A 25,861-nucleotide genomic window follows, 5' to 3' on the forward strand; every position below is an offset into this window, starting at 1 on the left:
GATCGGTCGGTAGGGGGTCCGATGACGGCAGTGACAGCAGGGACGGCTGCGGCTTCGACGCACCAGGCGCGGTTCGACGCTGCCGTGGCCGCCGACGAGCGCATCGAGCCCCGCGACTGGATGCCCGACGACTACCGTGCCTCGCTGGTCCGCCAGATGGCGCAGCACGCGCACTCGGAGATCATCGGCATGCAGCCCGAGGCGAACTGGATCACACGCGCGCCCTCGTTGCGCCGCAAGGCCATTCTCATGGCCAAGGTCCAGGACGAGGCCGGCCACGGCCTGTACCTGTACAGCGCCACGGAGACGCTCGGTGCGAGCCGGGACGAGCTGCTCGACAAGCTCCACTCGGGCCGCCAGAAGTACTCCTCGATCTTCAACTACCCGACTCTGACCTGGGCCGACGTCGGCGCGATCGGCTGGCTGGTCGACGGCGCCGCCATCACCAACCAGGTTCCGCTCTGTCGCTGCTCCTACGGCCCGTACGCCCGCGCGATGGTCCGGATCTGCAAGGAGGAGTCCTTCCACCAGCGCCAGGGCTACGAGCTGCTGCTGGCGCTCTCCCGGGGCACGCCCGCCCAGCACGAGATGGCCCAGGACGCGGTGGACCGCTGGTGGTGGCCGTCGCTGATGATGTTCGGCCCCCCGGACGATGCGTCGGCCCACTCCGCACAGTCCATGGCCTGGAAGATCAAGCGGCATTCCAACGACGAGCTGCGCCAGCGGTTCGTGGACATCTGCGTCCCGCAGGCGGAGGCTCTGGGCCTGACCCTGCCGGACCCGGACCTGCGCTGGAACGAGGAGCGCGGTCACCACGACTTCGGCGCGATCGACTGGGACGAGTTCTGGCAGGTCCTCAAGGGCAACGGACCGTGCAACGAGCAGCGGATCTCCCAGCGCCGCAGGGCCCACGAGGAGGGCGCCTGGGTGCGCGAGGCAGCCGCGGCCCATGCCGCCAAGCGCGCCTCCGGCCGCTCCGGGGCGCCGCACGAGTCAACAGCGTCGGACGGGTCGGGCACGGAGTCCGACGAGGCACAGGTGGAGGCGACGGCATGAGCAGCTCGACGGACTGGCCGCTGTGGGAGGTATTCGTGCGCTCGCGCCGCGGTCTCTCCCACACCCACGCGGGCAGCCTGCACGCGCCCGACGCCGAGATGGCCCTGCGCAACGCCCGTGACCTCTACACCCGTCGCAACGAGGGCGTGTCGATCTGGGTGGTTCCCTCCACGGCGGTCACCGCCTCCTCGCCCGACGAGAAGGACCCCTTCTTCGAGCCCTCCGCCGACAAGCCCTACCGCCACCCGACTTTCTACGAGATCCCGGAAGGAGTGAAGCACCTGTGACCGCCGCACTCGCCCTGGGCGACGACGCGCTGGTGCTCTCGCACCGGCTGGGGGAGTGGGCCGGTCACGCCCCGGTCCTGGAGGAAGAGGTCGCCCTGGCGAATATCGCGCTGGATCTGCTGGGGCAGGCCCGGACGCTGCTCTCGCTCGTCGGCGACGAGGACGAGCTGGCCTATCTGCGCGAGGAACGAGCCTTCCGGAACCTCCAGCTGGTGGAGCAGCCGAACGGCGACTTCGCACACACCATCGCCCGCCAGCTCTACTTCTCCACCTACCAGCGGCTGCTGTACGGGCAGCTGGCGGCGGGGGACAGCGAGCTCTCCGGGCTCGCCGCCAAGGCCGTCAAGGAGGTCGCCTACCACCAGGACCACGCGGAGCAGTGGACACTGCGCCTGGGCGACGGCACCGCCGAGAGCCACGGGCGGATGCAGCGCGCCTGCGATGCCCTGTGGCGGTTCACCGGCGAGATGTTCCAGCCGGTCGAGGGTCTGGAAGTGGACCGGGAGGCACTGCGGTCGGCCTGGCTGGAGTCGGTCACGACCGTGCTCAAGCGGGCCACCCTGACCGTGCCCGACACCGCGGACACCGGTGCCTGGTCGGCGGGCGCAGGGCGCCAGGGGCTGCACACGGAACCCTTCGGACGGATGCTGGCCGAGATGCAGCATCTGCACCGGAGCCACCCGGGGGCGTCATGGTGACCCGGACCGACACCGCTCTTGAGGCGGAGCTGCGCCGGCTGGCCGGCTCCGTGCCCGACCCCGAGCTGCCGGTGCTGACCCTGGAGGAGCTCGGTGTCCTGCGCGGAGTGCAGATCCTCGGCCCGGGCAGGGTCGAGGTCGAACTAACCCCCACCTACACCGGCTGCCCCGCCATCGAGGCGATGGCCTCCGACATCGAGCGGGTGCTGCACGAGCACGGCGTGGCCGAGGTGTCCGTCGTCAAGGTGCTGTCCCCCGCCTGGTCGACGGACGACATCAGCGCGGACGGCAGGCGCAAGCTGGCGGAGTTCGGAATAGCCCCACCGCGGCCCACCGCCGTGGACGGCACCGTTCCGCTCACGCTCACGGTGCGCTGTCCGCACTGCGGTTCCACGGACACGGAGCTGCTGAGCCGCTTCTCCTCCACCGCGTGCAAGGCGCTGCGCCGCTGTGTCAGCTGCCGCGAACCGTTCGACCACTTCAAGGAGTTGTAGATGTTCCATCCGCTCCGGGTCAGCGAGGTCGAGCGGCTCACGGACGACTCCGTGGCCGTCACCCTCACGGTGCCCGCCGAGCTCCGTGAGGCATTCCGCCACACACCGGGCCAGCACATCGCCGTGCGCCGCACAGGGGCGAACGGCGAGGAGATCCGCCGTACGTACTCGATCTGCTCCCCGGCCGCCCCTGCCGGGGAGGAGGCCGTACTGCGGGTGGGCATCAGGCTGGTCGACGGCGGCGAGTTCTCGTCCTACGCCCTCAAGGAGCTCTCGGCCGGCGACACGCTCGAGGTCATGCAGCCGACGGGCCGGTTCGTCCTGGAGCCGCGCGCCGGCCACTTCGCGGCGATCGTCGGCGGCAGCGGAATCACCCCGGTCCTCTCGATCGCGGCAACGCTGCTGGAGAGAGAGCCGAAGGCCAGGTTCTGTCTGGTCCGCAGCGACCGTACGGCCGCCTCCACGATGTTCCTGGACGAGGTGGCCGACCTCAAGGACCGCTATCCGGACCGCTTTCAGCTGGTGACGGCGCTTTCCCGGGAGGAGCAGCAGGCAGGGCTGCCCTCGGGCCGGCTCGACCGGGAGCGGCTGACGGCTCTGCTGCCCGCTCTGCTCGATGTGCCGGAGGTGGACGGCTGGTTCCTGTGCGGGCCGTACGGACTGGTCCAGGGCGCCGAGCGCGCGCTGCGCGAGCTGGGCGTCCAGCGGAACCGCATCCACGAAGAGGTCTTCCATGTGGACGACGTGCCCGCCACCGCCCCGGTAGCGGCGCCCGTGCACAGCAGGCTGACGGCCACGTTGGACGGGCGCTCCGGTTCCTGGCCCGTGGAGGAGGGCGAATCGCTGCTGGAGACGGTGCTGCGCGCCCGCTCCGACGCCCCGTACGCCTGCAAGGGCGGAGTATGCGGGACATGCCGGGCGTTCGTGGTGTCGGGCGAGGTCAGGATGGACCGGAACTTCGCCCTCGAGCCGGAGGAGACGGAAGCCGGCTATGTGCTGGCCTGCCAGTCGCATCCGGTGACCTCGGACGTGGAACTGGACTTCGACCGCTGACGGCGCCATTCCCTTCCCCGGGAACCTGCCCTATCTTGACGGACCGTCAGATAGCCGGTGCACGGGAGGGACTGGGCTGTGGACTTCACCTTCACCGAGGAGCAGCAAGCGGCAGCCGAAGCGGCCAGGGGGGTCTTCTCGGGCGTCGCGCCCGACGCGGTACCGAGTCCCGCCCTCACCGCGGGTGCCGTGGCGGAGGACATCGATCGCGCGCTGTGGGCCAGGCTGGCCGCAGCGGACCTGCTGAGCCTGGTCCTCCGTCCCGAGCACGGCGGTGCCGGCCTGGACCCCCTCGCGCTCTGCCTGGTCCTGCGTGAATCGGCGAAAGTGCTGGCGCGGGTGCCGTTGCTGGAGACCGGCGCGGTCGCGGCCGCCGTCGAGCGGTTCGGGGGCCCCGAGTGCGCCTCGCGGCTGCTTCCACGAGTCGGCCGCGGCGAGCTCGTGCTGACGGCCGGCGCCAGTGGGCGCACCGGTCACGGCCCCGCCGAGCTCGCCGTCACCGCGCGCCGCGCTCCCGGCGAGGACTCCTGGCTCATCGACGGGGTACAGACCACCGTGCCATGGGCCCAGTGCGCGGACGTCATCGCCGTGCCCGCGCACGCCGAGGACTGCCGAGCCGTGATCGCCCTGGTCCCGCGGATCCGGGACGGGGTGTCACTCGCCGGACAGGTCTCCACCAGCGGAGAGCTGTTCGCCGAGGTGCGGCTCGACGGCGTGCGGATCGACGGCGGCGACGTGATCGCTGCCGAGGGCGCCTGGGAGTGGCTGCGCGACCTGCTCACCACCGGCACCTGCGCGCTGGCTCTCGGCCTCGGGGAACGTGTGCTGTCCATGACCAGCGACTACACGGGGAAGCGCGAGCAGTTCGGTTTCCCGATCGCCACCTTCCAGGCCGTGGCCGTGCAGGCTGCGGACCGGTACATCGACCTGCGGGCGATGGAGGCGACGCTCATGCAGGCCGCCTGGCGGCTCGGCGCACCCACCGGCCGCAGCGCCCCGCGGGGTGGCCCCCTGCCCGTGGCCGGTGATGTGGCTGTGGCGAAGATCTGGGCGTCGGAGGGGGTCCGCCGAGTCGTCCAGACCGCACAGCATCTGCACGGCGGATTCGGCGCCGACACAGACTACGCACTGCACCGGTACCACGCCTGGGCCAAGCAGCTGGAGCTGTCCCTCGGGCCGGCCGCGGCTCACGAGGAGGCCCTGGGAGACCTGCTCGCGGCGCATCCGCTCGGCTGACGGGTCGATGTCCCGCCGAGGGAGACGGGGAGGGACCGGGCCGGGTCGCCGGGCGGCGGACTCGTGGCGGAGGCGGGCCCGGCAATCCGTCGCCGGGGCAGCCGTCTAGAGCACGAAGGCAGGTCCGCCGCTGTCCGTGACCATCGGACGGCCGGCGGCGTCCCAGGCCTGCATCCCGCCGTCGATGTTCACCGCGTCGATGCCCTGCTGCACCAGGTACTGGGTGACCTGGGCGGAGCGGCCGCCCACCCGGCACATCACATAGGCCCGCCGGCCACCGGCCACGGCCTCGGTGACCTCACCGAAGCGGGCCACGAAGTCGCTGATCGGGATGTGCACCGCACCCTCCACATGGCCGGCCGCCCATTCGTCGTCCTCCCGGACGTCGAGCACCAGACCGCCGGCAGGCACGGAAGCTGCGTCCACCGAGGGCAGTTGGGCGAAGTTCATGGTCGGGCCTTCTCTCCTGGACTCGTACTGCCTCCTGCCCGCCGTACGTCCCGGCGGGGGCGGGCGGGCAACCTCTCGGAAAACCTACTGCACCAGCCCGGCCAGTTCGGCCTCTCGCTCCGCGACCTGGGCCAGCAACTGCTCCGCGATCTCCTCCAGCAGCCGGTCGGGATCGTCCGGCGCCATCCGCAGCATCGCGCCGATCGCGCTCTCCTCCAGGCCCTGGGCGACCACGGTCAGCAGTTCCTTGCGTCGCGCGAGCCACTCGAGGCGGGCGTAGAGCTCCTCGGCCTCGCCGAGCGGCGCCTCCTCGGGCGCGGGTCCCGCCTCCCACTCCCGTGTCAGCTCCCGCAGCAGCGCCTCGTCACCGCGCCCGTACGCGGCGTTGACCCGGGTGATGAACTCGTCCCGGCGGGCCCGCTCCTTGTCCTCCTGGGCGAGGTCGGGGTGGGCCTTGCGGGCGAGCTCGCGGTAGAGCCTGCGGGCCTCGTCCGTGGGCCGCACCCGCTTGGGAGGCTGCACGGGCCGGTCGGTGAGCATGGCCGCGGCCTCGGGGGACAGCCCCTCGGAATCGATCCAGCTGTGGAAGAGCTCTTCGACACCCGGCATCGGCATCACGATCGCCCGCGCCTCCCGGGCCTTGCGCAGATCCTCCGGGTCTCCGCTCCGGGCCGCCCGCGCCTCGGCGATCAGCGCGTCGAGTTCGTCCAGACGCGAGTACATCGGACCGAGCCTCTGGTGGTGCAGCCGGGAGAAGTTCTCCACCTCGACCCGGAAGGTCTCGACCGCGATCTCGAACTCGATCAGGGCCTGCTCCGCGGCGCGTACGGCCTTCTCCAGCCGCGCCTCGGCGCGCTCGGGCTCCTCCGTGGCGTCCTCGCGCACGCCGTCGACGCCGGGCGGGTCCTGCTCCGCCCGAGCGCTCTTCACCTTCTGATCGTCCACGCGGTGGTCGTCCTGCTCGTCCTCGTTCCGGGTGGCCGGGCCCCCGGGAGCGTCCTGGGTCACCCGCCCAGCGTATGGCAGAGCACCGGCCGCTCCGGCGGGCGGACGGATTGTGCGCCCGTCACACACCCAGCTCGGCGGCTATCCGCCCGCCGCGGACCGCGGCGACCAGATCGGCGTGATCGGCCTCGGTCCGGTCCGCGTAGGCCACCGCGAAGCCGGCCACGGCCTCGTCCAGCTCCTCGCTCTTGCCGCAGTAGCCGGCGACCAGCCGCGGATCGACGCTGTGCGCGTGGGCCCTGGCCAGCAGCGCACCCGTCATACGGGCGTAGTCGTCCACATGGTCCGCCGCGAGGGCGGCGGGATCCACGCTGCCCTTGCGGTTGCGGAACTGCCGCACCTGGAAGGGGCGGCCGTCCACCGTCGTCCAGCCGAGCAGGTTGTCGCTGACCACCTGCATCCGCTTCTGGCCCATCACCACACGGCGCCCCTCGTGCGGGACCGCGGGGACCTCGAAGCCGGCGGCAGCCAGATGCGGCGCCAGCACGGAGGGCCGTGCCTCCTTCACCTGCAGCACGAGCGGCTCGCCCCGGTGGTCCAGCAGCAGCACCACGTAGGACCGCGTCCCCACGCTGCCGGTACCGACGACCCGGAAGGCCACGTCGTGGATCGCATAGCGCGCGAGCAGCGGCAGCCGGTCCTCAGAGACGGTCTCCAGATACCCGGCGAGTGACATGGCGACGGCCGCGGCCTCCGCGTCGGAGACCCGGCGCAGCACCGGCCCGGCGTCCACGAAGCGCCGGCCGCCGTCCTCCGACGCCTCGGTCGACTTGGCGGCGAAGCGCGCGCTCGTGTTGTTCTTGGCCTTCTCCGAGACCCGCTCCAGCGTGCCCACCAGGTCGCGTGCGTCGGCGTGCGAGACGAGCTCCTCGTCCGCGATGGCGTTCCACGCGTCCAGCACCGGGAGCTTCGCCAGCAGCCGCATCGTGCGGCGGTACGACCCGGCCACGTCGTACGCGGCCTTGCGGCAGACGTCCTCGTCGGCGCCGGCCTCGCGGCCGGCGAGCACGAGCGAGGTGGCGAGCCGCTTGAGGTCCCACTCCCAGGGGCCGACGGCGGTCTCGTCGAAGTCGTTGAGGTCGATCACGAGACTGCCGCGCGCATCGCCGTACAGACCGAAGTTGCCCGCGTGCGCGTCGCCGCAGATCTGCGCCGCGACGCCCGTGACCGGCGTGCCTGCCAGATCGTGGGCCATCAGCCCGGCGGAGCCGCGCAGGAAGGCGAAGGGCGCGGCCGCCATCCTCCCCACGCGGATCGGTGTCAGCCCGGGGACCCTGCCCCGGCTGGACTCCTCCACGGCCCGCACCGCGTCGGGCCGCTCCACGGGGATCACCATCGTGGCGTGGGAATGACGTGGCACCTCCCGGCGCAGCGCCTTGCCGTCCCGCTTGGGGGAGTCCGGCACCCCGCCCGGCACCCGCCGGGCGAAGCCGGTGACCTTCGGTATGCGTGCCTCGGTCGGCGCCGTCCGCCGGTACGCCGTCGTCTCGGTCCCACTCATGGCGTGACCGCCTCCCCCGCTGTCGTGCAACATCAAGTGCCCACGACCGTACCGTCCGACCAGGCAGCCGTCTCCCCCTGTGGAAAACCGCGGTCGTCGGCCGGTTCACCGACTCCGGGTCGCCGCCGGCCCGAGATCGGGGCGCCCTGACCCCACCGGTGGCAAAAGCCCGGCGAAGACCGCGGAACGACCTCGGGGCTCGCGGGACGTCATGGACGACGCCCTCAGCAGGTTCCGCCCTCAGTGCCGGCGGGCAGGTGCGACTCCGCCCAGCGGCCCAGTTCCTTGAGCGCGGGCTCCAGCGCCGCGCCGGCGTCGGTGAGCCGGTAGGCGACACGCAGCGGCGGGCCCTCGTCGACCTCGCGGACGACCAGCCCGGCCGCCGAGAGTTCGGTGAGCCGGTCGGACAGCATGCGCTCGCTGATCCCCGGGATGGCCCGTCGAAGCTCGGCGAAGTAGACCGGCCGCTGCATCAGCACCGAAACGATCGGACCGGTCCAGCGCTTTCCGAGCAGTCCGAAGACACGCGTGATCCCCCCGTCGACCTGCTGGCACGTGTGCTCTCCGTGTTCCGCCATACCTCCAGCGTACTGCCTCGCCGTGCGGAGGTGAAAAAAAGTAAGCACCTGTGTTATTCGTAGTTACGAACAGAACGGCAGCCGATGCTGTCCGCCCTGTCGTCGACCCTCCATCCCCTACGGAGAACCCCATGGCCACACTGCTGCACATCGATTCCGCCCTCTTCCCGCAGGGTTCCGCCTCGCGCGATGTCACCGCCACGTTCGTGAAGACCTGGCTGGAGGAGCACCCGGAGGGCAAGGTCGTCTACCGCGACCTTGCCGCGAACCCGCTGCCCCATCTGGACTTCGCCGCGGTGTCCGCCGGCGCGGACGACGCACTCCGCGCGGAACTCGCCACCGAACTCGCCGATGCCGACGCCGTGTTGATCGGCGCCCCGATGTACAACTTCACGATTCCGTCCACGCTCAAGGCCTGGCTCGACCAGGTGATCATCGTGGGTCACAACGCGGGCACTCCGGACGGGCCGCTGTCCGGCACCCCCTTCACCGTGGTCGCCAGCCGGGGCGGTTCCTACGCCCCCGGTACGCCGCGCCAGGACTTCGAGTTCGTCCAGAACTACCTGGAGAAGGTGTTCGCCGGGATGTTCGGGGCCAAGGTGGACTTCATCGTTCCCGAACTCACCCTGGCGCCCAGCAAGCCCGAGATGGCCGAGCTCGTTCCGCTCGCCGAGGCGTCGCGTTCCAAGGCGTTCGTGGATGCCGCCCGGAAGGCCAAGGACCTGGCGGCACGGCTCGCCGCGTAAGAGGAGCCGCGGGGGCACGAGCAGCTCCCGACGATGTTCCACGTGAAACCTCCGCCACGGCCCCCGGTAGGGCCGTGGCGGAGGGAGACGCCTGCAGAGACGGGTTCAGCAGCCGATACCCGGCTACAGCCCGGCGTCCCTCGCCAACAGCGCGGCCTGCACCCGGTTCTCGCAATCGAGCTTGGCCAGGATCCGGCTCACATAGGTCTTCACCGTCGCCTCGCTCATGTGCAGCCGGCGCCCGGCGTCCGCATTGGACAGGCCTTCCCCGAGCAGCGCCAGCACCTCGCGCTCACGGGCGCTCAGCGCCGCGACTCTGGCCCTGGCCTCCTCGTCACGTGGCGCCGCCCGCCCCGAGGCCAGCTGCTCCACGACGTGGCGAGTGGCGGCCGGCGAGAGGTAGGCGTCACCGGCGGCCGTCGCCCGCACCGCGCGGATCAGCTCCGCCGGAGCGGTGTCCTTGAGCAGGAATCCCGCACCGCCGTGTTCCAGTGCCCGTAGTACGTTGTCGCGCTCACCGAAGGTCGTGAGCACGATGACGCGTGCCGTGGGAACGGCACGGCGAAGTTCGGGCAACGCGGTGAGCCCGTCCATCACCGGCATCTGGATGTCCAGCAGCACCACGTCCGCCCGATGCGACCGCGCCAGCTCGACGGCCTCACGGCCGTCGGCCCCCTCTGCGACGACCTCGATCTCCTGATCGGAGGTGAGGATCATCCGGATCCCGGCCCGGATCAGCGGCTCGTCGTCGGCGATCACGACCCGGATCGTCGAACCGGTCACGGACCCCCCTCTGCTCCCCCAGCACCTGGGCGCCTACGCCTAGCGCTTGACCTCGTACGACTTCTTCTCGACCAGCTTGCCGTCCTTGAAGCAGAACCGGAACACCGGCTCCGCGTCCAGACTCTCCCCGATCTCGGAGGAAAGCAGAACCAGGCACCGCGAACCCTCCGGCTCCGTCGGCCCCTTGTCGTCCAGTCCCTCGGTGGCGATCGTGTCGCCGCTCGGCAACTGGTCCCGTACCGTCCTCTCGGCCGTTCCGACCTTGATCGCCCGGTACTCGGAAGGCTCGATCATGCCCTTCTCGAGGGAGCCGACCAGGAAGAACACCCCCACGAGAACGGCGACCCCCAGCAGCATCACGACACCCAGCGCGATTCCACACCCCATGGCCACCCCGCTGGACCTGCTGTGCACGTCCCTGGCGCCCATCGCCCACTCCCTCTCCGAAACGGTCCGGCCCACGACCGGAACACCGTCCCCGTAAGGGGTCTTCGCCGGCTGCTGCCGGAAGTCGTCCGCCGAGTCGACGAACGGCGACGCCTCCCCGATGCCGTACGGAAGGACTCCCGCCACCCGGAAACCGCCGTCGGGAACCGGGCCGGCGTGCACCATTCCGCCGACCAGCCGTGCTCGCTCGTGCAGTCCCGTCAGCCCCTGTCCGCCGCTGACGACGTGGCCGACCGTGTCCGAGGCCGTTCCGTTGACGATCTCGACGACGAGCGAGTCCGGTTCGTAGCGCAGGTCCACCGTGATCGGCGCACCGGGCGCGTGCTTGTAGGCGTTGGTGAGGGCCTCCTGGACTATGCGGTACGCCGCGTGATCGGCGGCCGCGGCCAGCGGCCTGGCCTCCCCCGAGTGCTTCAGCTCCACCACGTTCCCCGCGGTCCTGGCCGCGTCGACGAGCGCCGCGATTCCTGCCGTGCCGCGGGCGGCCCGGCCCGACTCGTCCACGGACGCGGGCGCGGGCGCCTCCACCCCGTCCCTCAGGATCCCGACGACCTCGCGCAACTCGTGCATGGCGGTCATCGACGCCTCCCGCAGCACCCCGACCACCTCGCGCTGCCGCGGTGTGAGTTCGCGGTCGACCTCGAGGGCCCCCGTGTGCACGGAGATGAGCGCAAGCCGGTGCCCGAGGCTGTCGTGCATGTCCTGAGCGATGCGCTGCCGCTCCCTCAACCGCGCCTGCCCGGCGACCATGGCACGCTCGCGCAGCAGCTGACTGTTGCGTTCCTGCAGGGTGTGCAGAAGGGTCCGCCGCTGTGTCCAGTACCGGCTGGCCAGGCCGGGGACGACCGCGACCGCGAGGTAGTAGAGCGTGGTGAGCAGTACCAGCGTCAGCGCGGTCGAGGGTGACCAGGTGTCGACCAGCGAGACGGTGACACAGAGCGCATACGCGCCGGCGAACGCCGCCACGGCCCGGCCCGGCCCGGTGATCCGGCGCCCGGCCGACCAGCCCGCGGCCATCATCAGCGGAAGGAACCCGGTGCCCACCGGCGTCAGCGCGGCGGTCACCGCCAGCACGGTCGCCGGCAGCCTCCGCCGCATCAGCGACAGGCCGGCGATCGCGACGGCCTCGGCCAGCACCGCCGGAACGGACGCCCCCAGCACCTGTCCCAGACCCACCGCCAGAAGGGCGAGCAGCAGCGCGACGGTCGCCTCGCCCGCGAGTCTGCGCCGGGACCACATGTCCGGCGGCGCCAGCCACCTGCCGGCCGCCCGCACCCCGGCCCAAGTCTTCGATGACGCGTCCACGACCGCACCCTAGGCAACCGTCCCTCCCCGACACTGCCCACTTTCGTCGCACGCCGTCCGACGAAGGTTGCGGAGCCCGATCGCAACAGGGGAGACAAAGCGCACACAAAGAGGACGCGCCGGGCGGATCGAGGTCCGATGAGGGCCGGCGATGACGGCCGGCCTTGGGCGAGTCAACGAGAAACGGGCCCCCACCAGGACTTTCGTCTCCGGCGAGAACCCGTTTCTTCGGTTTCTCATGGTGCGCGAGGGGGGAGTTGAACCCCCACGCCCTTGCGGGCACTGGAACCTGAATCCAGCGCGTCTGCCTATTCCGCCACCCGCGCATTTGGGTGTTGCCCCCTGCCCCCTCACCTGTTCGGTGCGAGCGCCTGGCGACATGCAGAAGATTAGCACGCTGCGGAGGGTGGATTCACATCCGTTGTTTCGGGCGGCTCCCGGCGGCGGAGGAAGACAGCAGGGGCCTGCCGGGGCGCGTCCCGTACCGCTTCCGGTGCCGGGTCCCGGGCACCGGAACGGCCGCGGGACGGCACCCTCACGGGCCCCAGCGACGTTGATGGAGCGAAGCGCAGACGGGCGCCGTCCACGGAGGCGGAAGCCGCGGAGGAGACGCGGAGGAGAAGAGGCAGGGCTGGAGGACGAAGACAGGGACAACCGGAGAGGGACAGGCGAAGGAACGCAGCGCGGCCTCCCGCACTCCTCCCGGGTGCACCTCCCCCCGCTCCCCCGGGGTGCACCCCGGGTGCGGGACACTGTCAGGAGGCCGCCTCTACGATCCGTGTGAGAGGTGACACTCATCGACGGGGCAGACAAGGGGAACCAGCCGATTTCCCGACGCGTGGATACGATCAGTAAGCAGTACCAGGACGACATCGACGGAGGAGGTGCCCCATGGGAGTTCTGAAGCGTTTCGAGCAGCGGCTCGAAGGCCTGGTCAACGGCACCTTCGCCAAGGTCTTCAAGTCCGAGGTCCAGCCGGTCGAGATCGCGGGCGCCCTCCAGCGCGAGTGCGACAACAACGCGACCATCTGGAACCGGGACCGCACGGTCGTCCCCAACGACTTCATCGTGGAGCTGAGCGCGCCCGACTACGAGCGGCTCAGCCCCTACTCCGGCCAGCTCGGCGACGAGCTCTCCGGCCTGGTCCGGGACTACGCCAAGCAGCAGCGCTACACCTTCATGGGCCCGATCAAGGTCCATCTGGAGAAGGCCGACGACCTCGACACCGGTCTGTACCGGGTGCGCAGCCGCACTCTCGCGTCGAGTACGTCACAGTCATCCGACCGCGCCCCCGCCGGCCCGGAAGCGGGTCACGCGGGTGCCCCGCAGGGGGCCCAGCGCGGCGGTTACGGCTACCCTCCTGTCGGTGCACCTCCCATGCCGTCCGCCCCGCCGCCCGGCGGAGGCAGGCCCGGCCCCGGAGCAGCCCATGGCGGGCGTCCGACGGCACCCGGTCCCATGCCGGGCGCCCAGGTGCGCCGCTGGATCGAGATCAACGGCACCCGCCACCAGATCTCCCGCCCGACGATGGTGCTGGGCCGCAGCACCGACGCCGACGTGCGGATCGACGACCCCGGCGTCTCCCGCCGGCACTGCGAGATCCGGACCGGAACGCCCTCGACGATCCAGGATCTCGGGTCCACCAACGGCATCGTGGTGGACGGGCAGCACACCACCCGCGCTACGCTCCGCGACGGCTCGCGGATCGTCGTGGGCAGCACCACCATCGTTTACCGGCAAGCCGAAGGGTGAAGCGGGGGCAATGTCAGAGCTGACCCTGACGGTCATGCGGCTGGGTTTCCTGGCCGTTCTGTGGCTGTTCGTCATCGTGGCCGTCCAGGTCATCCGTAGCGACCTGTTCGGCACCCGCGTCACGCAGCGCGGCTCGCGGCGCAACGCCGACACGCGGCCGCAGCAGGCCGCGCGCCAGGCGGCCGCGCCTCCCCAGCAGCGCCAGCAGGCGACGCGCCAGCGCCGGGGGGCGCCCACGAAGCTGGTCGTCACCGAGGGCTCCCTCACCGGCACCACGGTCGCGCTGCAGGGTCAGACGATCACGCTGGGCCGCGCGCACGACTCCACGATCGTGCTGGACGACGACTACGCCTCCAGTCGGCATGCCAGGATCTACCCGGACCGTGACGGCCAGTGGATCGTCGAGGACCTCGGGTCCACCAACGGCACGTATCTCGACCGGACCCGGCTCACCACCCCGACACCGATTCCGCCGGGCGCGCCGATCCGCATCGGCAAGACCGTCATCGAGCTGCGGAAGTAGTACGACAATGAGCGAGCGGAGCGAGCGAGCCGCGGCGGTCCGCACGGCGGACCCCGCAGCGGTCCCGGCGACGGACCGGGACAGGCTCCCGACCGGAGGGTGGGCAGTGTGGCTCGAGACCGGCTGTACCCCGAGGCAGCGTCGACAGGGCAGGTGCACATGAGTCTGTCACTGCGCTTCGCCGCCGGATCGCACAAGGGCATGATCCGGGAGGGCAACGAGGACTCCGGCTACGCCGGTCCGCGACTTCTCGCGATCGCCGACGGCATGGGCGGCCAGGCGGCCGGCGAGGTCGCATCGTCGGAGGTCATCTCCACGCTCGTCCAGCTCGACGACGACATCCCCGGCTCGGACATCCTCACCTCACTCGGCACAGCCGTGCAGCGGGCCAACGAACAACTGCGCCTGATGGTCGAGGAGGACTCCCAGCTCGAGGGCATGGGAACGACGCTGACCGCGCTGCTGTGGACGGGACAGCGGCTCGGCCTCGTGCACGTCGGCGACTCCCGCGCTTACCTGCTCCGCGACGGGGTGCTGACCCAGATCACGCAGGACCACACCTGGGTGCAGCGGCTCGTCGACGAGGGCCGGATCACCGAGGAGGAGGCCACCACCCACCCGCAGCGCGCCCTGCTGATGCGCGCACTGGGCAGTGGCGACCACGTCGAGCCCGATCTCTCCATCCGCGAGGTGAGGCCCGGCGACCGTTATCTGATCTGCTCCGACGGACTGTCCGGCGTCGTGTCCCACCAGACGCTGGAGGACGCGCTCGCCGGCTACCAGGGACCGCAGGAGACCGTGCAGGAGCTGATCCAGCTCGCCCTGCGCGGCGGCGGCCCCGACAACATCACCTGCATCGTCGCGGACGTGCTCGACACGGACTCCGGGGACACCCTCGCGGGCGCGCTCAGCGACACCCCGGTCGTCGTAGGTGCCGTCGCCGAGAACCAGGCGCAGCTGGGCGACGGCGGGGCGATGCAGACCCCCGCCGGCCGCGCGTCCGGCCTCGGCCGGCCCGCCGCGCCGCCGCAGGGCGGCAACTTCGGTCCGCCCGGGAGCGGCGACGACGTCGGCTACGGCGGCATGCCGCCGGAGGGCAGCTACGGCGCGTACACGGACGAGGACTTCGTCAAGCCGCGGCGCGGCCGCAAGTGGCTGAAGAGATCCTTCTTCATCGCGCTCGCGCTGGGAGTCGTGGGCGGCGGTCTCTACGGCGGTTACCGCTGGACGCAGACCCAGTACTACGTCGGCGCGAACGAGGACCACGTCGCGCTGTACCGGGGCATCAGCCAGGACCTGGCCTGGCTCTCGCTCTCCAGGGTCGAGAAGGACCACCCCGAGATCGAACTCAAGTACCTGCCGCCTTACCAGCAGAAGCAGGTCAAGGCGACCATCACCGAGGGCAGCCTCGGCGATGCCCGCGACAAGATCCAGGAGCTCGGCGCGCAGGCCGCCGTCTGCAAGAAGGACGAGCAGCGCCGGGCCGCCGCGGACCGGGCCGCGGGCACGCCGCCGGGCGAGGGCCAGGCCGGCGGTGCGACCGGCACCAAGCCCTCGACCCAGTCAGCCCAGACCAAGCCGACCGCAGCGTCTCCCTCTCCGGGCCCCACCCTCTCGGAGGAGGAGCAGAAGCTGGCCTCGAACTGCGGCAAGCAGTAAGCACCCGTAGGGGGGCCTTTCTCCATCATGAGCGTTGTCACCAACACGACCACCATCGGCGCGATCGACGCACCCAGCCGCCGCAACACCGAGCTCGTGCTGCTCGCGTTCGCCGTCGCGATCCCGGTGTTCGCGTATCTCAACGTGGGCCTCGCGCTCAACGGCGAGGTGCCGTCCGGCATGCTCGGCTACGGGCTCGGCCTCGGGCTGATGGCGGCCGTCGCCCACATCGTCGTGCGGAAGTTCGCCAGGTACGCGGATCCGCTGCTGCTGCCCCTGGCGACGCTGCTCAACGGGCTCGGGCTGGTGCTGATCTGGCGCCTGGACCAGTCGCCGCGGCTGAACGCACGCCCCGACTTCGCCCCGCAGGCGACGAACCAGCTGATGTACTCGGCGCTCGGCATCGCGCTGTTCGTCGGCGTGCTGATGATCCTGAAGGACCACCGGGTCCTCCAGCGCTTCACGTATATCTCGATGGCGGCGGCGCTGGTCCTGCTGATCCTGCCGATCGTGCCGGGTCTCGGCGCCGATGTCTTCGGCGCGAAGATCTGGATCCGGGTGGGCGGGTTCTCCATCCAGCCCGGCGAGTTCGCCAAGATCGTCATCGCGGTCTTCTTCTCGGGTTACCTGATGGTGAAACGGGACGCGCTCGCCCTGGCCAGCCGCCGGTTCATGGGTCTGTACCTGCCGCGCGGCCGCGACCTCGGCCCGATCCTCACGATCTGGGCGATGAGCCTGCTCATCCTGGTCTTCGAGAACGACCTCGGCACCTCGCTGCTGTTCTTCGGCATGTTCGTGGTCATGCTGTACGTGGCCACCGAGCGGACGAGCTGGATCGTCATGGGTCTGCTGATGTCGGCGGGCGGCGCCGTGGTCGTCGCGCAGTTCGCGAGCCACGTCCAGTCCCGCGTCGCGGCCTGGCTCGACCCCTTCGGCTGTCTGGAGACCGCGCCCGAGGGCTCCAACATGATCAACGCCTGTGACCAGATGACCCAGGTCCTGATGTCGTTCGGGGCCGGCGGCACTCTCGGCACCGGCCTCGGCCAGGGCAACTCCGACCTCATCAGCTTCGCCGCGAACTCGGACTTCATCTTCGCCACCGTCGGCGAGGAGCTCGGCCTGACCGGCGTCATGGCGTTCCTGCTGCTGTACGGCCTGATCATCGAGCGCGGCATCCGTACCGCCCTGGCCGCCCGGGACCCGTTCGGCAAGCTGTTCGCCGTCGGTCTCTCCGGCGCCTTCGCCCTCCAGGTCTTCGTCGTGGCCGGCGGTGTGATGGGGCTCATCCCGCTGACCGGTATGACGATGCCGTTCCTCGCGGCCGGTGGCTCCTCCGTCATCGCCAACTGGGCCCTGATCGGCATCCTCATCCGAATCAGCGACACCGCGCGCCGTCCGGCCCCGGCTCCCGCCCCGTCCCCCGATGCCGAGATGACCCAGGTGGTCCGACCGTGAACAAGCCCCTGCGCCGCATCGCGATCTTCTGCGGCCTCCTGGTCCTCGCCCTGCTGATCCGGGACAACTGGCTCCAGTACGTCCGCGCGGACGAGCTCAACACGCACAAGCTCAACCGCCGGGTGCAGATCGAGCGTTACGCCCACGAGCGCGGCAACATCATCGTCGACGGCAAGCCGATCACCGGCTCGGTCGAGACGAAGGGCAGCGACTTCACGTACAAGCGCACGTACACCGACGGCCCCATGTGGGCGCCCGTGACCGGCTTCGCCTCGCAGGCCTTCGACGCCAACCAGATCGAGAAGCTCGAGGACGGGATACTGACCGGCAACGACGACCGGCTGTTCTTCGACCGCACGCTGGCGATGTTCACGGGCGAGAAGAAGAAGGGCGGCGACGTCGTCACCACCCTGAACGGCAGGGCCCAGAAGGCCGCGTTCAAGGGACTCGGCGACAACAAGGGCGCGGTCGCGGCGATCGACCCGCAGACCGGGAAGATCCTGGCGCTGGCCTCGACCCCGTCGTACGACCCCTCGGTCTTCGCGGGCAACTCGATCAAGGACTCCGAGAACCGCCAGGAACTGCTCAACGACAAAGACAAGCCGATGGTGAACCGCGCGCTGCGCGAGACCTACCCGCCCGGCTCCACGTTCAAGGTCGTCACCGCGGCCGCCGCGCTGGAGAACGGCGTGGTCGAGGACATCGACGCGCCGACGGACACCCCCGAGCCCTACCTGATCCCGCTCTCGCGGACGCCGATGAAGAACTCGCACGGCGGCTGCGAGAAGGCGAGCCTGAACGCGGCCATGGAGGTGTCCTGCAACTCCGTCTTCGCCAACCTCGGCGACAAGGTGTCCCGGGACAAGATGGTGGAGATGGCCCAGAGGTTCGGCTTCAACAACGCCGAGATCGACACCCCGGTCCGGGCCTCCGCGTCCGTCTACAACAAGACCATGGACCGCGGCGGCAACGCGCTCTCCTCGATCGGCCAGTTCGACACCGCCGCGACGCCGCTGCAGATGGCCATGGTCACCGCGGCGATCGCCAACGACGGCAAGCTGATGAAGCCGTACATGATCGACCAGTTGCGGGCGCCCAACCTGGACGTCATCCAGACCTTCGAGCCGGAGGAGATGAGTCGGCCGGTCTCGCAGGAGAACGCGCAGCTCCTCCAGCGGATGATGGAGAACGTCGTCGAGAAGGGCACCGGCACCAAGGCCCAGATCAACGGCGTCACCGTCGGCGGCAAGACCGGCACCGCCCAGCACGGTGTCGGCAACAGCAAGCGCCCCTACGCCTGGTTCATCTCGTACGCCAAGACCGACAACGGTTCGCCGGTCGCGGTCGCGGTGGTCGTGGAGGACGCCAACGGCACCGCTCGCGACGACATCAGCGGCGGCGGACTGGCCGCCCCGATCGCGCGTAACGTGATGAAGGCGGTGCTGGACAGCAAGGAGTGACCGATGTCACTGTCCTGGCCTCTTCCCGCCTCATACCCGCACAATGCGATACCGGTCGCGTATCAGGTCCCGGCCATGGGCGGATCAGGAGCCCCTTGGCCGGTAGCGTATGCGCGAACAGCACACCGCCGGAGCACACACACGGGTGCGGTCGGGACTGACGGAGAGGGCTGGAACAGTTATGGAAGAGCCGCGTCGCCTCGGCGGCCGGTACGAGCTGGGCTCGGTGCTCGGCCGTGGTGGCATGGCCGAGGTCTACCTCGCCCACGACACCAGGCTCGGTCGCACCGTTGCCGTGAAGACGCTGCGGGCGGACCTCGCCCGTGACCCGTCCTTCCAGGCCCGGTTCCGCCGTGAGGCCCAGTCGGCCGCCTCGCTGAATCATCCCGCGATCGTCGCCGTGTACGACACCGGCGAGGACTACGTGGACGGCGTCTCCATCCCGTACATCGTGATGGAGTACGTGGACGGCTCCACGCTCAGAGAGCTGCTGCACTCCGGGCGCAAGCTGCTGCCCGAGCGCACGCTCGAGATGACCATCGGCATCCTCCAGGCCCTCGAGTACTCGCACCGCAACGGCATCGTGCACCGCGACATCAAGCCGGCGAACGTCATGCTGACGCGCACCGGCCAGGTCAAGGTGATGGACTTCGGCATCGCGCGCGCCATGGGCGACTCGGGCATGACCATGACCCAGACCGCGGCCGTGATCGGCACCGCCCAGTACCTCTCCCCGGAGCAGGCCAAAGGCGAGCAGGTCGACGCCCGGTCCGACCTGTACTCCACCGGCTGCCTGCTCTACGAGCTGCTGACGGTCCGGCCGCCGTTCGTCGGGGACTCCCCGGTGGCGGTCGCCTACCAGCACGTTCGGGAGGAGCCGCAGGCACCGAGCGTCTTCGACCCCGAGATCACGGCCGAGATGGACGCGATCGTCCTGAAGGCGCTGGTCAAGGACCCGGACTACCGCTACCAGTCCGCCGACGAGATGCGGGCCGACATCGAGGCGTGCCTCGACGGCCAGCCGGTCGCGGCGACCGCGGCGATGGGCGCCGTCGGCTACGGCGGCGCGTACGGCGCCCAGCAGGGGCGCGGCGGCGACCAGCAGACGACGGCGCTGCGCCAGGCGGACCCGGGCGGCCAGACGTCGATGCTGCCGCCCATGAACCCGGACGACGGCGGATTCGGCGGGTACGACGACCGCCCCGACCGCCGCCGCCAGAAGAAGTCGAACACCTCCACCATCCTGCTCGTCGTCGCCGGCATCCTCGTACTCGTCGGCGCGATCCTGATCGGCAAGGCGGTTTTCAGTCAGAACGAGGGCGGCGGCAAGGTCGCCGTGCCGCAGCTGGTCGGCAAGCCGTTCAAGGAAGCCCAGCAACTCGGCGAGAACGCCAAGGTCAAGGTCGTCCAGTCCGGCACCGATCGCTGTGACCAGCCCAAGGACAGTATCTGCCGCCAGACCCCGGCCGACGGTCAGATGAACCAGGGCGACACCGTCCAGGTGGTCGTTTCCGAGGGCGCGCCGTTGGTCAAGGTGCCGGACGTCACGAAGGACTCCGAGGAGGACGCGACCAAGGAGCTCAAGGACAAGGGCTTCGATGTCGAGACCGAGTCCGTGGAGTCCGACCAGGAGGCCGGCACGGTCGTCGAGCAGGACCCCGAGGGCGGCACCCGGGTGGAGAAGGGTGAGACCGTCACCCTGAAGATCGCCAAGCAGGCCACCAGGCCGGTGCCGGACGTGGTCGGCAAGCCGTTCGACCAGGCCAACCAGCAGCTGACGCTCCTGGGCTACACGGTGGTGCGGCAGGACGTGGACTCGAACGAGGCCGCGGGCCAGGTCACCGCCCAGAGCCCGACGGCGGGTTCCAAGGAGGCCAAGGGCGTCACGATCACCCTCCAGGTCTCCAAGGGTCCGCAGACACCGCAGAGCCAGGTGCCGGAGGTGCGGAACCGTACTCTGGGTGAGGCCAGGGCCCTGCTGCAGCAGGCCGGCTTCAACAACATCCAGGTGCAGGGCGAGCAGAAGGACAACGCCCGGGTGATCCAGCAGACCCCGCAGCCGGGAACCCAGGGTGACCCCGCTCAGACCCAGGTGGTGCTGTTCACGATCCCCGGTGGTGACGGCAACGACGGCGGCGGCAACAACGGCGGGTTCATCGGCGGACGCGGCGACGACTAGCCTCCCGGCCACCGCGCTCCCGGGACACGGGAAAGAAGCCCCGGCACCTGATGGGTGCCGGGGCCTTCCCATGTCCGACGGCGGTCCTCAGGTTCGTCCGTGCGAGCCCCCGCCACGCCCGTACGAGCCCCCACCCGGTCGCGGGTCCTCCTCGCGGCAGCGGCCCGCGGTACCACCCGCCGGGCCCTGGGCCGGGCACCGTCGCGTACGGTGACGCGGCTCACCCGGGTGAGGTCACGACCTCCCGGTCACCGCTCCGGTCCCGGGACGCAGGGCACCGGTCGCGGTGCCGCGGATTCGCCGCGCCGCGCTCGCAGCGGCCTCGCTCACGACTGCCGCAGCTCCGCCGGCGGTGTACGGTCCCGGTCGACCCTCTCCGTGCGCTCGAGTTCGCCCCACACGATGTAGCGGTAGTCCGAGGTGTAGATCGGCGTGCAGGTGGTCAGCGTGATGTAGCGGCCCGGCTTCGTCCGGCCCGACTCCTTGGGCACGGGCTGGAGCACGTCCACGTTGTACTTGGACGTCTCCTTGAGGTCCTTGAAGACCTTGTAGATGTACCAGGTGTCCAGGGTCTCGAAGACGATCGAGTCGCCCGTCTTGATCTTGTGGATGTTGTGGAACTTGGCGCCGTGGCCGTCCCGGTGGGCGGCGAGGGTGAAGTTGCCCTGCTTGTCGGCCGGAAGGGCCGACTCGATGGGGTCGACGTAGTAGCCCGCCACACCGTTGTTGAGGGTCTTGGGGTCGGTGCCCTTCTTGACCAGGACTTCGCCGTTGCTCATGGCGGGCACGTGCAGGAAGCCGATGCCGTCCTTGGTGTCGAGCGCACCGGGCCCCCCGGCCCAGCGGTCGCGGACACGCTCGCCCTGCTCCGCGGCCTCGCGGTCGGCGATGACGTTCGTCCACCACAGCGAGTAGACGACGAAGAGGGCCAGCACCAGCCCCGCGGTGATCAGCAGCTCGCCGAAGACACTGATGACGCCGGCGATCCGGCTGCGCGCACGTGCCACTGCACCTGTCCCTGTCCCAGTCCCTGTTGTTCCCGCCCGGAGCCACGCCCGTGCGTCAGCCGACGAGCGCGTCCGGCTTGCCCTTGCTCCGCGGGCGTTCGTCGACCATCTTGCCCCACACGATCATGCGGTACGTACTCGTGAACTCGGGCGTGCACGTCGTGAGCGTGATGTACCGGCCGGGCCCGGTGAAACCGGAGCCGGCCGGCACGGGAGCGATCACCCCGACGTTCGAGGGCGAGGTCTGCGGCAGGATGCTGTGCATCTCGTACGTGTAGTACGTGTCCTGCGTCTCGACGACGATCGGGTCGCCCTGTGCGAGCCGGTTGATGTACCGGAAAGGCTCGCCATGGGTGTTGCGGTGCCCGGCGACCGCGAAGTTGCCCTGCTTCTCCTCGGGCATCGCCGTCCTGAGCCCGCCCTCGGCGTAGTGGCCGACCATGCCCCGGTCCAGCACCCGGTGCTTGTCGATGCCCTCGGCGATCGGCACGACGACGTCGAGCTTGGGGATGTGCATGATGGCGAATCCCTGCCCCGGTTCGAACTCGCCCGGAGCCCGGCCCTTCGCCCAGTCGTCCTGGATCCTGCTCGCCGCGGCGTTGGCCTGCTGGCCGGCCAGGATGTTGGTCCACCACAGCTGGTACGTGACGAACAGCAGCATCAGTACGCCGATGGTGATGAACAGCTCGCCGAAGGCCCGGCTGGCGATCACGGCCGGGCTGTCCTTGGCCGCGCGGGCCGCCCGCCGAGCCTCCACGCGGGACAGCGGGGCCCCCGTCTCCGAGGGTCTGGGCGTCGCACGCGGGGCGGTCGGTGCCCGGCGTCTACGGCCCCGTCCCCGCGCCTTGGCCGCCCTGCGGCGCTCGGCGCGGCCTCCGGTGGGCCGCTCGGGCTCCGACGGGCCGCCGGGCACCCGGAGCCCCGCGGTCTCGTCCTCGGGCGGGAAGAACGGCGAGGGCACGGCCGCGGTCGGACGGTCGGCTCCCGTCCCCGGCTGCGCCGCACGACCCGCCCCCGTCATGGAGCCGGTCCGGCCCCGGGACTGCTCCTGGAGCCGGGGTGTCTCCTCGGCCCGGGGATACGCCTGCTGTCCGTACCAGTCCTCCTGGTACGACGCCGCCGGGTACCGGTCGTGGTCGGGCCACTCCTGCGGCGTGGACTGCTGCGGCCCGCGCTGCCCGGGAACGTCCGGAGCGCGGTACCACGGCGGTCCCCCCTCGCCGTTCACGCCAGGGCCTTGCCCACCACCGGCGCGAGCCCCGCCGACCGGCCCACCGCCCCCGTGTCACCGCATTCCACCAGCCAGTTGGCCAGCATCAGATGGCCGTGCTCCGTGAGCACCGACTCGGGGTGGAACTGGACACCCTCGACCCGCTTGCCCCTGTGGCGCAGGCCCATGATGATTCCGTCCTCGGTGCGGGCCGTGACCTCGAGCTCGTCCGGTACGGTCGCCGGCTCCGCCGCCAGCGAGTGGTAGCGCGTCGCCGTGAAGGGCGAGGGCAGCCCGGCGAACACGCCCTTGCCCTCGTGCCGTACGAGCGAGGTCTTGCCGTGGAGCAGTTCGGGCGCCCGGTCGACCACCCCGCCGTAGGCCACGGCCATCGACTGCATGCCGAGGCAGACGCCGAAGACGGGGACGTCGGTGGCGGCGCAGTGACGGACCATCTCGATGCACACCCCGGCCTGTTCGGGGGCACCCGGCCCCGGGGACAGCAGCACCCCGTCGAAGCCGTCCTGCGCATGCGCGGTGGACACCTGGTCGTTGCGCACTACCTCGCACTCGGCGCCCAACTGGTACAGGTACTGGACGAGGTTGAAGACGAAGCTGTCGTAGTTGTCGACGACGAGAATCCGCGCGCTCACTGGCCGTCCACCGTCACGTCGTTGAACGGAAGCAGAGGCTCCGCCCAGGGGAACACGTACTGGAAGAGCGCGTACACGACCGCGAGGACCAGCACGAGCGAGATGAACGCCCGCACCCACGCGTTGCCCGGCAGATGCCGCCAGATCCAGCCGTACATGCCGTCCCTTTCCTTTCGGTACGGGACCAGATTAAAGGGCGCGGGGGGCCCGTGGGTCAGCTGTGGAAAGCTTCCGGTTTGCCGTGGGTCACAGGCCGTGTGGAGTCGAGGTGCGCCCAGACCACCAGTCGGTGGCTGCTGCCCCACTCCGGATCGCAGGTGGTGAGGGTGAGGTAGCGGCCCGGTCCGTCGAATCCGGACTTCACCGGAACGGCGTCGACGACTCCCACGTCCCCGGGCACGGTGCGGTACGGCTTGTTCCGGATGCGGTAGGTGAACCAGGTCGTCCCGTCGTTGAGGACGACCGCGTCGCCGGGACGAAGCCGCGGGAAGTCCCTGAACGGGTCCCCGTATGTCCGGCGGTGCCCGGCCACCGAGAAATTCCCCGTCGCGCCGAGCCGGGCGCTGCCCGCGTAGTGCCCGAGCCCCTTCTTCAGGGTTTCCGCGTCGGTGCCCTCCAGTACCGGCCAGTCCCAGCCGGCGCCGAAGCGCGGCACGTACATCACCGCGAAGGGCCTGCCGCGCTCGTACGGCCTCGCCGCCGGCGGAGCGGGATCCGCGGCGGGCGGCGGGGAGGCGGGGGGTCCGCTCGCCTCCGGTGCCGCGGACGGCGCCGGTGGTTGCCTCGCCCATTCCTCGTGGAGCCGGACGATCTCGTCGCCGGTCGCGCCCTCGGCCTTCACACCGGTCCAGAACAGCAGGTACGCCACGAACAGCACGATCACTGCGCCCGTGGTGATGCATATCTCACTCAACGTCCGGACGATCAGTCGCACCGACACGGGCCGGCCTCCCCGGGACTACTGCACGGGCTTCGCGTAGTGGAGATCCACTGTGCCCGAGTAGCCGGGGAGAGTCACCGCCTCGCGCTCGTCGACTTTCCAGCCCAGCCCGTACGCCTTCACGTAGAGCTGGTAGTTCTGGACCGCCGGGGAGGCGGTCAGCGCCCGCTTGAGCCGGTCCGGGTCGCCCACGGCGGTGACCTTGTACGGCGGTGAGTAGACCCTGCCCTGCAGGATCAGCGTGTTGCCCACGCAGCGAACGGCGCTGGTGGAGATCAGCCGCTGGTCCATGACCTGGATGCCGCGGGCGCCGCCCTGCCAGAGGGCGTTGACCACGGCCTGCAGGTCCTGCTGGTGGATGACCAGGTCGTTGGCCTGCGGTTCCGGGTAGCCGGGTGCCGCCTGGGCGTTCGGGGGAGCATCATTGAGGGTGACGGAGACCGCCCGGCCGCTGAGTTTCTCGGTCCCCGCGGCCGTCTCCAGCGCCCGGAGCTTCTCGTCCTCGGCCGCGGTGGAGCCGTCGTCGCGCCGGGCGAGGGCGTCGACGTCCTCACGGACCGCCGACGTGGACTCGTCGAGTTCGGCGTTCTCGTGGCTGCGCTGCTGGATCAGGTCGGAGAGCTTCAGCAGTGAGTCGTCGGTCCGGAGGTTGGTGCCCTTGGCCGTGTTGAAGCTGGTGACGAAGATCAGTCCGGCCAGCGCGAAAACGGCAGCGGTCAGCAACCGGACCGGCCGCCACGAGGAGCGTCGGACCGGCCCACCGGGGGAGTCGGCAGAATTGCTCAACGTACCCTTACCCTTCAGGCGCTGCGGAAGGACTACGCTAACGGACGCCCGGGGGAGGACCAGGTCCCCCTCATCCCCCGCCGGCGCCAGCCACAGTTTCCCCTGCGCGGTCACGCAGCGCATCGACAGGAGAGTCCCTCGTGCCGAAGTCACGTATCCGCAAGAAGGCCGACTTCACGCCTCCGCCGTCCTCGAAGCAGGCGACCAGCATCAAGCTGACCAACCGCAGCTGGGTCGCTCCGGTGATGCTGGCGCTGTTCCTGATCGGGCTGGCCTGGATCGTCGTCTTCTACGTCACCGACGGCTCGCTGCCCGTGAAGACCCTCGGCAACTGGAACATCGTGGTCGGCTTCGGCTTCATCGCGGGCGGCTTCGCCGTATCCACCCAGTGGAAGTAGCCGCGAGCGACGGCGGAGCCGGCGGACCGGTCGCTGTCAAGCTCTGCCCCTGAGTTATCCACAGCGTCGTCCACAGATGAGGAAAAGGTCTGACGATCTGTGGATAACTCTCCGGATGTTGACGCCGGTGTGACCACCAGGGCCGATCCAGCGACAAGCGCCCACCTTGTGCGCCCCCTGCCCTTCCTGGGAAAACCCAG

Annotated in this window: 26 protein-coding genes and 1 tRNA gene; 14 read left to right on the forward strand and 13 right to left on the reverse strand. The window is 70.4% G+C overall.

Translation table 11 applies throughout. The features are described from left to right. The first annotated feature begins 21 nt into the window (after positions 1-21). From paaA to AB0J10_RS14205, 6 genes are all read left to right on the forward strand, one after another. Positions 22-1,056: a 1,2-phenylacetyl-CoA epoxidase subunit PaaA gene (gene paaA, locus AB0J10_RS14180; protein ID WP_363061260.1), complete on the forward strand. Its 1,035-nt coding sequence runs from the start codon at positions 22-24 to the stop codon at positions 1,054-1,056. After that, the gene (paaB, locus tag AB0J10_RS14185) at positions 1,053-1,343 is read left to right on the forward strand and encodes a 1,2-phenylacetyl-CoA epoxidase subunit PaaB (RefSeq protein ID WP_363061262.1); all 291 of its coding nucleotides are present in this window, start codon (positions 1,053-1,055) and stop codon (positions 1,341-1,343) included. The genes paaA and paaB overlap by 4 nt, the downstream gene beginning before the upstream one ends. Next, on the forward strand, positions 1,340-2,041 hold the full coding sequence (paaC, locus tag AB0J10_RS14190) for a 1,2-phenylacetyl-CoA epoxidase subunit PaaC (RefSeq protein ID WP_363061264.1): 702 nt from the start codon (positions 1,340-1,342) through the stop codon (positions 2,039-2,041). Before paaB ends, paaC begins: the two co-directional genes overlap by 4 nt. Continuing rightward, positions 2,035-2,535: a 1,2-phenylacetyl-CoA epoxidase subunit PaaD gene (gene paaD / locus AB0J10_RS14195; RefSeq protein ID WP_363061266.1), complete on the forward strand. Its 501-nt coding sequence runs from the start codon at positions 2,035-2,037 to the stop codon at positions 2,533-2,535. Before paaC ends, paaD begins: the two co-directional genes overlap by 7 nt. After that, a complete protein-coding gene (locus tag AB0J10_RS14200; RefSeq protein ID WP_363061268.1) occupies positions 2,536-3,588 on the forward strand; it encodes a 2Fe-2S iron-sulfur cluster-binding protein in 1,053 nt (350 codons plus the stop codon). It begins immediately after the preceding gene. Between the two features lie 78 nt (positions 3,589-3,666). Next, complete coding sequence (locus AB0J10_RS14205) at positions 3,667-4,824, forward strand: acyl-CoA dehydrogenase family protein (protein ID WP_363061270.1); 1,158 nt, start codon at positions 3,667-3,669, stop codon at positions 4,822-4,824. Between the two features lie 105 nt (positions 4,825-4,929). Here AB0J10_RS14205 and AB0J10_RS14210 read toward each other — a convergent pair whose 3' ends face one another. From AB0J10_RS14210 to AB0J10_RS14225, 4 genes are all read right to left on the reverse strand, one after another. Next, positions 4,930-5,274, reverse strand: a complete 345-nt coding sequence (locus AB0J10_RS14210) for a rhodanese-like domain-containing protein (protein ID WP_363061272.1) — start codon at positions 5,272-5,274, stop codon at positions 4,930-4,932. 84 nt (positions 5,275-5,358) lie between these two features. Further along, on the reverse strand, positions 5,359-6,282 hold the full coding sequence (locus AB0J10_RS14215; protein WP_363061274.1) for a hypothetical protein: 924 nt from the start codon (positions 6,280-6,282) through the stop codon (positions 5,359-5,361). A gap of 58 nt (positions 6,283-6,340) precedes the next feature. Then, on the reverse strand, positions 6,341-7,780 hold the full coding sequence (locus tag AB0J10_RS14220; RefSeq protein WP_363061276.1) for a DUF2252 domain-containing protein: 1,440 nt from the start codon (positions 7,778-7,780) through the stop codon (positions 6,341-6,343). A gap of 224 nt (positions 7,781-8,004) precedes the next feature. After that, a complete protein-coding gene (locus AB0J10_RS14225) occupies positions 8,005-8,358 on the reverse strand; it encodes a helix-turn-helix domain-containing protein (RefSeq protein WP_363061278.1) in 354 nt (117 codons plus the stop codon). Positions 8,359-8,489: 131 nt separating this feature from the next. On the opposite strand from AB0J10_RS14225, the gene AB0J10_RS14230 reads away from it, so the two are divergent. Then, positions 8,490-9,104 (forward strand): NAD(P)H-dependent oxidoreductase, encoded by a 615-nt coding sequence (locus AB0J10_RS14230; RefSeq protein WP_363061280.1) that lies wholly within the window; start codon positions 8,490-8,492, stop codon positions 9,102-9,104. A 123-nt stretch (positions 9,105-9,227) separates the two neighbouring features. Here AB0J10_RS14230 and AB0J10_RS14235 read toward each other — a convergent pair whose 3' ends face one another. The 3 genes from AB0J10_RS14235 to AB0J10_RS14245 form a co-directional block, all read right to left on the reverse strand. Beyond that, complete coding sequence (locus tag AB0J10_RS14235) at positions 9,228-9,887, reverse strand: response regulator transcription factor (RefSeq protein WP_363061282.1); 660 nt, start codon at positions 9,885-9,887, stop codon at positions 9,228-9,230. Between the two features lie 39 nt (positions 9,888-9,926). Beyond that, on the reverse strand, positions 9,927-11,573 hold the full coding sequence (locus tag AB0J10_RS14240; RefSeq protein WP_363061392.1) for a histidine kinase: 1,647 nt from the start codon (positions 11,571-11,573) through the stop codon (positions 9,927-9,929). Positions 11,574-11,878: 305 nt separating this feature from the next. After that, positions 11,879-11,965 (reverse strand) — tRNA-Leu (locus AB0J10_RS14245). A 565-nt stretch (positions 11,966-12,530) separates the two neighbouring features. Between AB0J10_RS14245 and AB0J10_RS14250 the strand changes: the two genes are divergently transcribed. From AB0J10_RS14250 to pknB, 6 genes are all read left to right on the forward strand, one after another. After that, positions 12,531-13,391, forward strand: a complete 861-nt coding sequence (locus tag AB0J10_RS14250) for a DUF3662 and FHA domain-containing protein (protein ID WP_363061284.1) — start codon at positions 12,531-12,533, stop codon at positions 13,389-13,391. A 10-nt stretch (positions 13,392-13,401) separates the two neighbouring features. After that, a complete protein-coding gene (locus AB0J10_RS14255; RefSeq protein ID WP_363061286.1) occupies positions 13,402-13,914 on the forward strand; it encodes an FHA domain-containing protein in 513 nt (170 codons plus the stop codon). Positions 13,915-14,073: 159 nt separating this feature from the next. Further along, positions 14,074-15,573 carry a PP2C family serine/threonine-protein phosphatase gene (locus AB0J10_RS14260; RefSeq protein WP_363061288.1) on the forward strand — a complete coding sequence of 500 codons (1,500 nt, stop codon included), beginning with the start codon at positions 14,074-14,076 and terminating at the stop codon, positions 15,571-15,573. A gap of 27 nt (positions 15,574-15,600) precedes the next feature. Continuing rightward, positions 15,601-17,028 carry an FtsW/RodA/SpoVE family cell cycle protein gene (locus tag AB0J10_RS14265; RefSeq protein ID WP_363061289.1) on the forward strand — a complete coding sequence of 476 codons (1,428 nt, stop codon included), beginning with the start codon at positions 15,601-15,603 and terminating at the stop codon, positions 17,026-17,028. Beyond that, positions 17,025-18,488, forward strand: a complete 1,464-nt coding sequence (locus AB0J10_RS14270; protein ID WP_363061291.1) for a penicillin-binding transpeptidase domain-containing protein — start codon at positions 17,025-17,027, stop codon at positions 18,486-18,488. The genes AB0J10_RS14265 and AB0J10_RS14270 overlap by 4 nt, the downstream gene beginning before the upstream one ends. A gap of 181 nt (positions 18,489-18,669) precedes the next feature. Continuing rightward, complete coding sequence (pknB, locus tag AB0J10_RS14275) at positions 18,670-20,667, forward strand: Stk1 family PASTA domain-containing Ser/Thr kinase (RefSeq protein WP_363061293.1); 1,998 nt, start codon at positions 18,670-18,672, stop codon at positions 20,665-20,667. 326 nt (positions 20,668-20,993) lie between these two features. Here the strand turns inward: pknB and AB0J10_RS14280 are convergent, their stop codons facing one another. Genes AB0J10_RS14280 through AB0J10_RS14305 form a run of 6 tightly spaced genes read right to left on the reverse strand, consistent with a single transcriptional unit; the run spans position 20,994 to position 25,263 of the window. Further along, the gene (locus AB0J10_RS14280; RefSeq protein WP_363061295.1) at positions 20,994-21,674 is read right to left on the reverse strand and encodes a class E sortase; all 681 of its coding nucleotides are present in this window, start codon (positions 21,672-21,674) and stop codon (positions 20,994-20,996) included. Between the two features lie 55 nt (positions 21,675-21,729). Next, complete coding sequence (locus AB0J10_RS14285; protein ID WP_363061297.1) at positions 21,730-22,902, reverse strand: class E sortase; 1,173 nt, start codon at positions 22,900-22,902, stop codon at positions 21,730-21,732. Beyond that, positions 22,899-23,537 (reverse strand): aminodeoxychorismate/anthranilate synthase component II, encoded by a 639-nt coding sequence (locus AB0J10_RS14290; RefSeq protein ID WP_363061299.1) that lies wholly within the window; start codon positions 23,535-23,537, stop codon positions 22,899-22,901. Before AB0J10_RS14290 ends, AB0J10_RS14285 begins: the two co-directional genes overlap by 4 nt. Beyond that, a complete protein-coding gene (locus tag AB0J10_RS14295; RefSeq protein ID WP_269729442.1) occupies positions 23,534-23,695 on the reverse strand; it encodes a hypothetical protein in 162 nt (53 codons plus the stop codon). Before AB0J10_RS14295 ends, AB0J10_RS14290 begins: the two co-directional genes overlap by 4 nt. A 56-nt stretch (positions 23,696-23,751) precedes the next feature. Beyond that, on the reverse strand, positions 23,752-24,477 hold the full coding sequence (locus tag AB0J10_RS14300) for a class E sortase (RefSeq protein WP_363061302.1): 726 nt from the start codon (positions 24,475-24,477) through the stop codon (positions 23,752-23,754). Positions 24,478-24,495: 18 nt separating this feature from the next. Continuing rightward, the gene (locus AB0J10_RS14305) at positions 24,496-25,263 is read right to left on the reverse strand and encodes a DUF881 domain-containing protein (protein WP_363061304.1); all 768 of its coding nucleotides are present in this window, start codon (positions 25,261-25,263) and stop codon (positions 24,496-24,498) included. 140 nt (positions 25,264-25,403) lie between these two features. On the opposite strand from AB0J10_RS14305, the gene crgA reads away from it, so the two are divergent. Next, positions 25,404-25,661, forward strand: coding sequence for a cell division protein CrgA (crgA, locus tag AB0J10_RS14310; protein ID WP_138054182.1), 258 nt, complete (start codon positions 25,404-25,406; stop codon positions 25,659-25,661). The last annotated feature ends 200 nt before the right edge of the window (positions 25,662-25,861 follow it).

Origin of the sequence: Streptomyces sp. NPDC049887 (genome assembly GCF_040656535.1) — a bacterium.
Classification (GTDB): domain Bacteria; phylum Actinomycetota; class Actinomycetes; order Streptomycetales; family Streptomycetaceae; genus Streptomyces.

What these genes read in the sequence shown, in the direction of transcription:
- paaA (WP_363061260.1), top strand. Translation starts at nt 22, where the DNA reads ATGACGGCAGTGACAGCAGGGACGGCTGCGGCTTCGACGCACCAGGCG.
- paaB (WP_363061262.1), top strand. Translation starts at nt 1,053, where the DNA reads ATGAGCAGCTCGACGGACTGGCCGCTGTGGGAGGTATTCGTGCGCTCG.
- paaD (WP_363061266.1), top strand. Translation starts at nt 2,035, where the DNA reads ATGGTGACCCGGACCGACACCGCTCTTGAGGCGGAGCTGCGCCGGCTG.
- AB0J10_RS14200 (WP_363061268.1), top strand. Translation starts at nt 2,536, where the DNA reads ATGTTCCATCCGCTCCGGGTCAGCGAGGTCGAGCGGCTCACGGACGAC.
- AB0J10_RS14210 (WP_363061272.1), bottom strand. Translation starts at nt 5,274, where the DNA reads ATGAACTTCGCCCAACTGCCCTCGGTGGACGCAGCTTCCGTGCCTGCC.
- AB0J10_RS14220 (WP_363061276.1), bottom strand. Translation starts at nt 7,780, where the DNA reads ATGAGTGGGACCGAGACGACGGCGTACCGGCGGACGGCGCCGACCGAG.
- AB0J10_RS14225 (WP_363061278.1), bottom strand. Translation starts at nt 8,358, where the DNA reads ATGGCGGAACACGGAGAGCACACGTGCCAGCAGGTCGACGGGGGGATC.
- AB0J10_RS14230 (WP_363061280.1), top strand. Translation starts at nt 8,490, where the DNA reads ATGGCCACACTGCTGCACATCGATTCCGCCCTCTTCCCGCAGGGTTCC.
- AB0J10_RS14240 (WP_363061392.1), bottom strand. Translation starts at nt 11,573, where the DNA reads ATGTGGTCCCGGCGCAGACTCGCGGGCGAGGCGACCGTCGCGCTGCTG.
- AB0J10_RS14250 (WP_363061284.1), top strand. Translation starts at nt 12,531, where the DNA reads ATGGGAGTTCTGAAGCGTTTCGAGCAGCGGCTCGAAGGCCTGGTCAAC.
- AB0J10_RS14255 (WP_363061286.1), top strand. Translation starts at nt 13,402, where the DNA reads ATGTCAGAGCTGACCCTGACGGTCATGCGGCTGGGTTTCCTGGCCGTT.
- AB0J10_RS14260 (WP_363061288.1), top strand. Translation starts at nt 14,074, where the DNA reads ATGAGTCTGTCACTGCGCTTCGCCGCCGGATCGCACAAGGGCATGATC.
- AB0J10_RS14265 (WP_363061289.1), top strand. Translation starts at nt 15,601, where the DNA reads ATGAGCGTTGTCACCAACACGACCACCATCGGCGCGATCGACGCACCC.
- pknB (WP_363061293.1), top strand. Translation starts at nt 18,670, where the DNA reads ATGGAAGAGCCGCGTCGCCTCGGCGGCCGGTACGAGCTGGGCTCGGTG.
- AB0J10_RS14295 (WP_269729442.1), bottom strand. Translation starts at nt 23,695, where the DNA reads ATGTACGGCTGGATCTGGCGGCATCTGCCGGGCAACGCGTGGGTGCGG.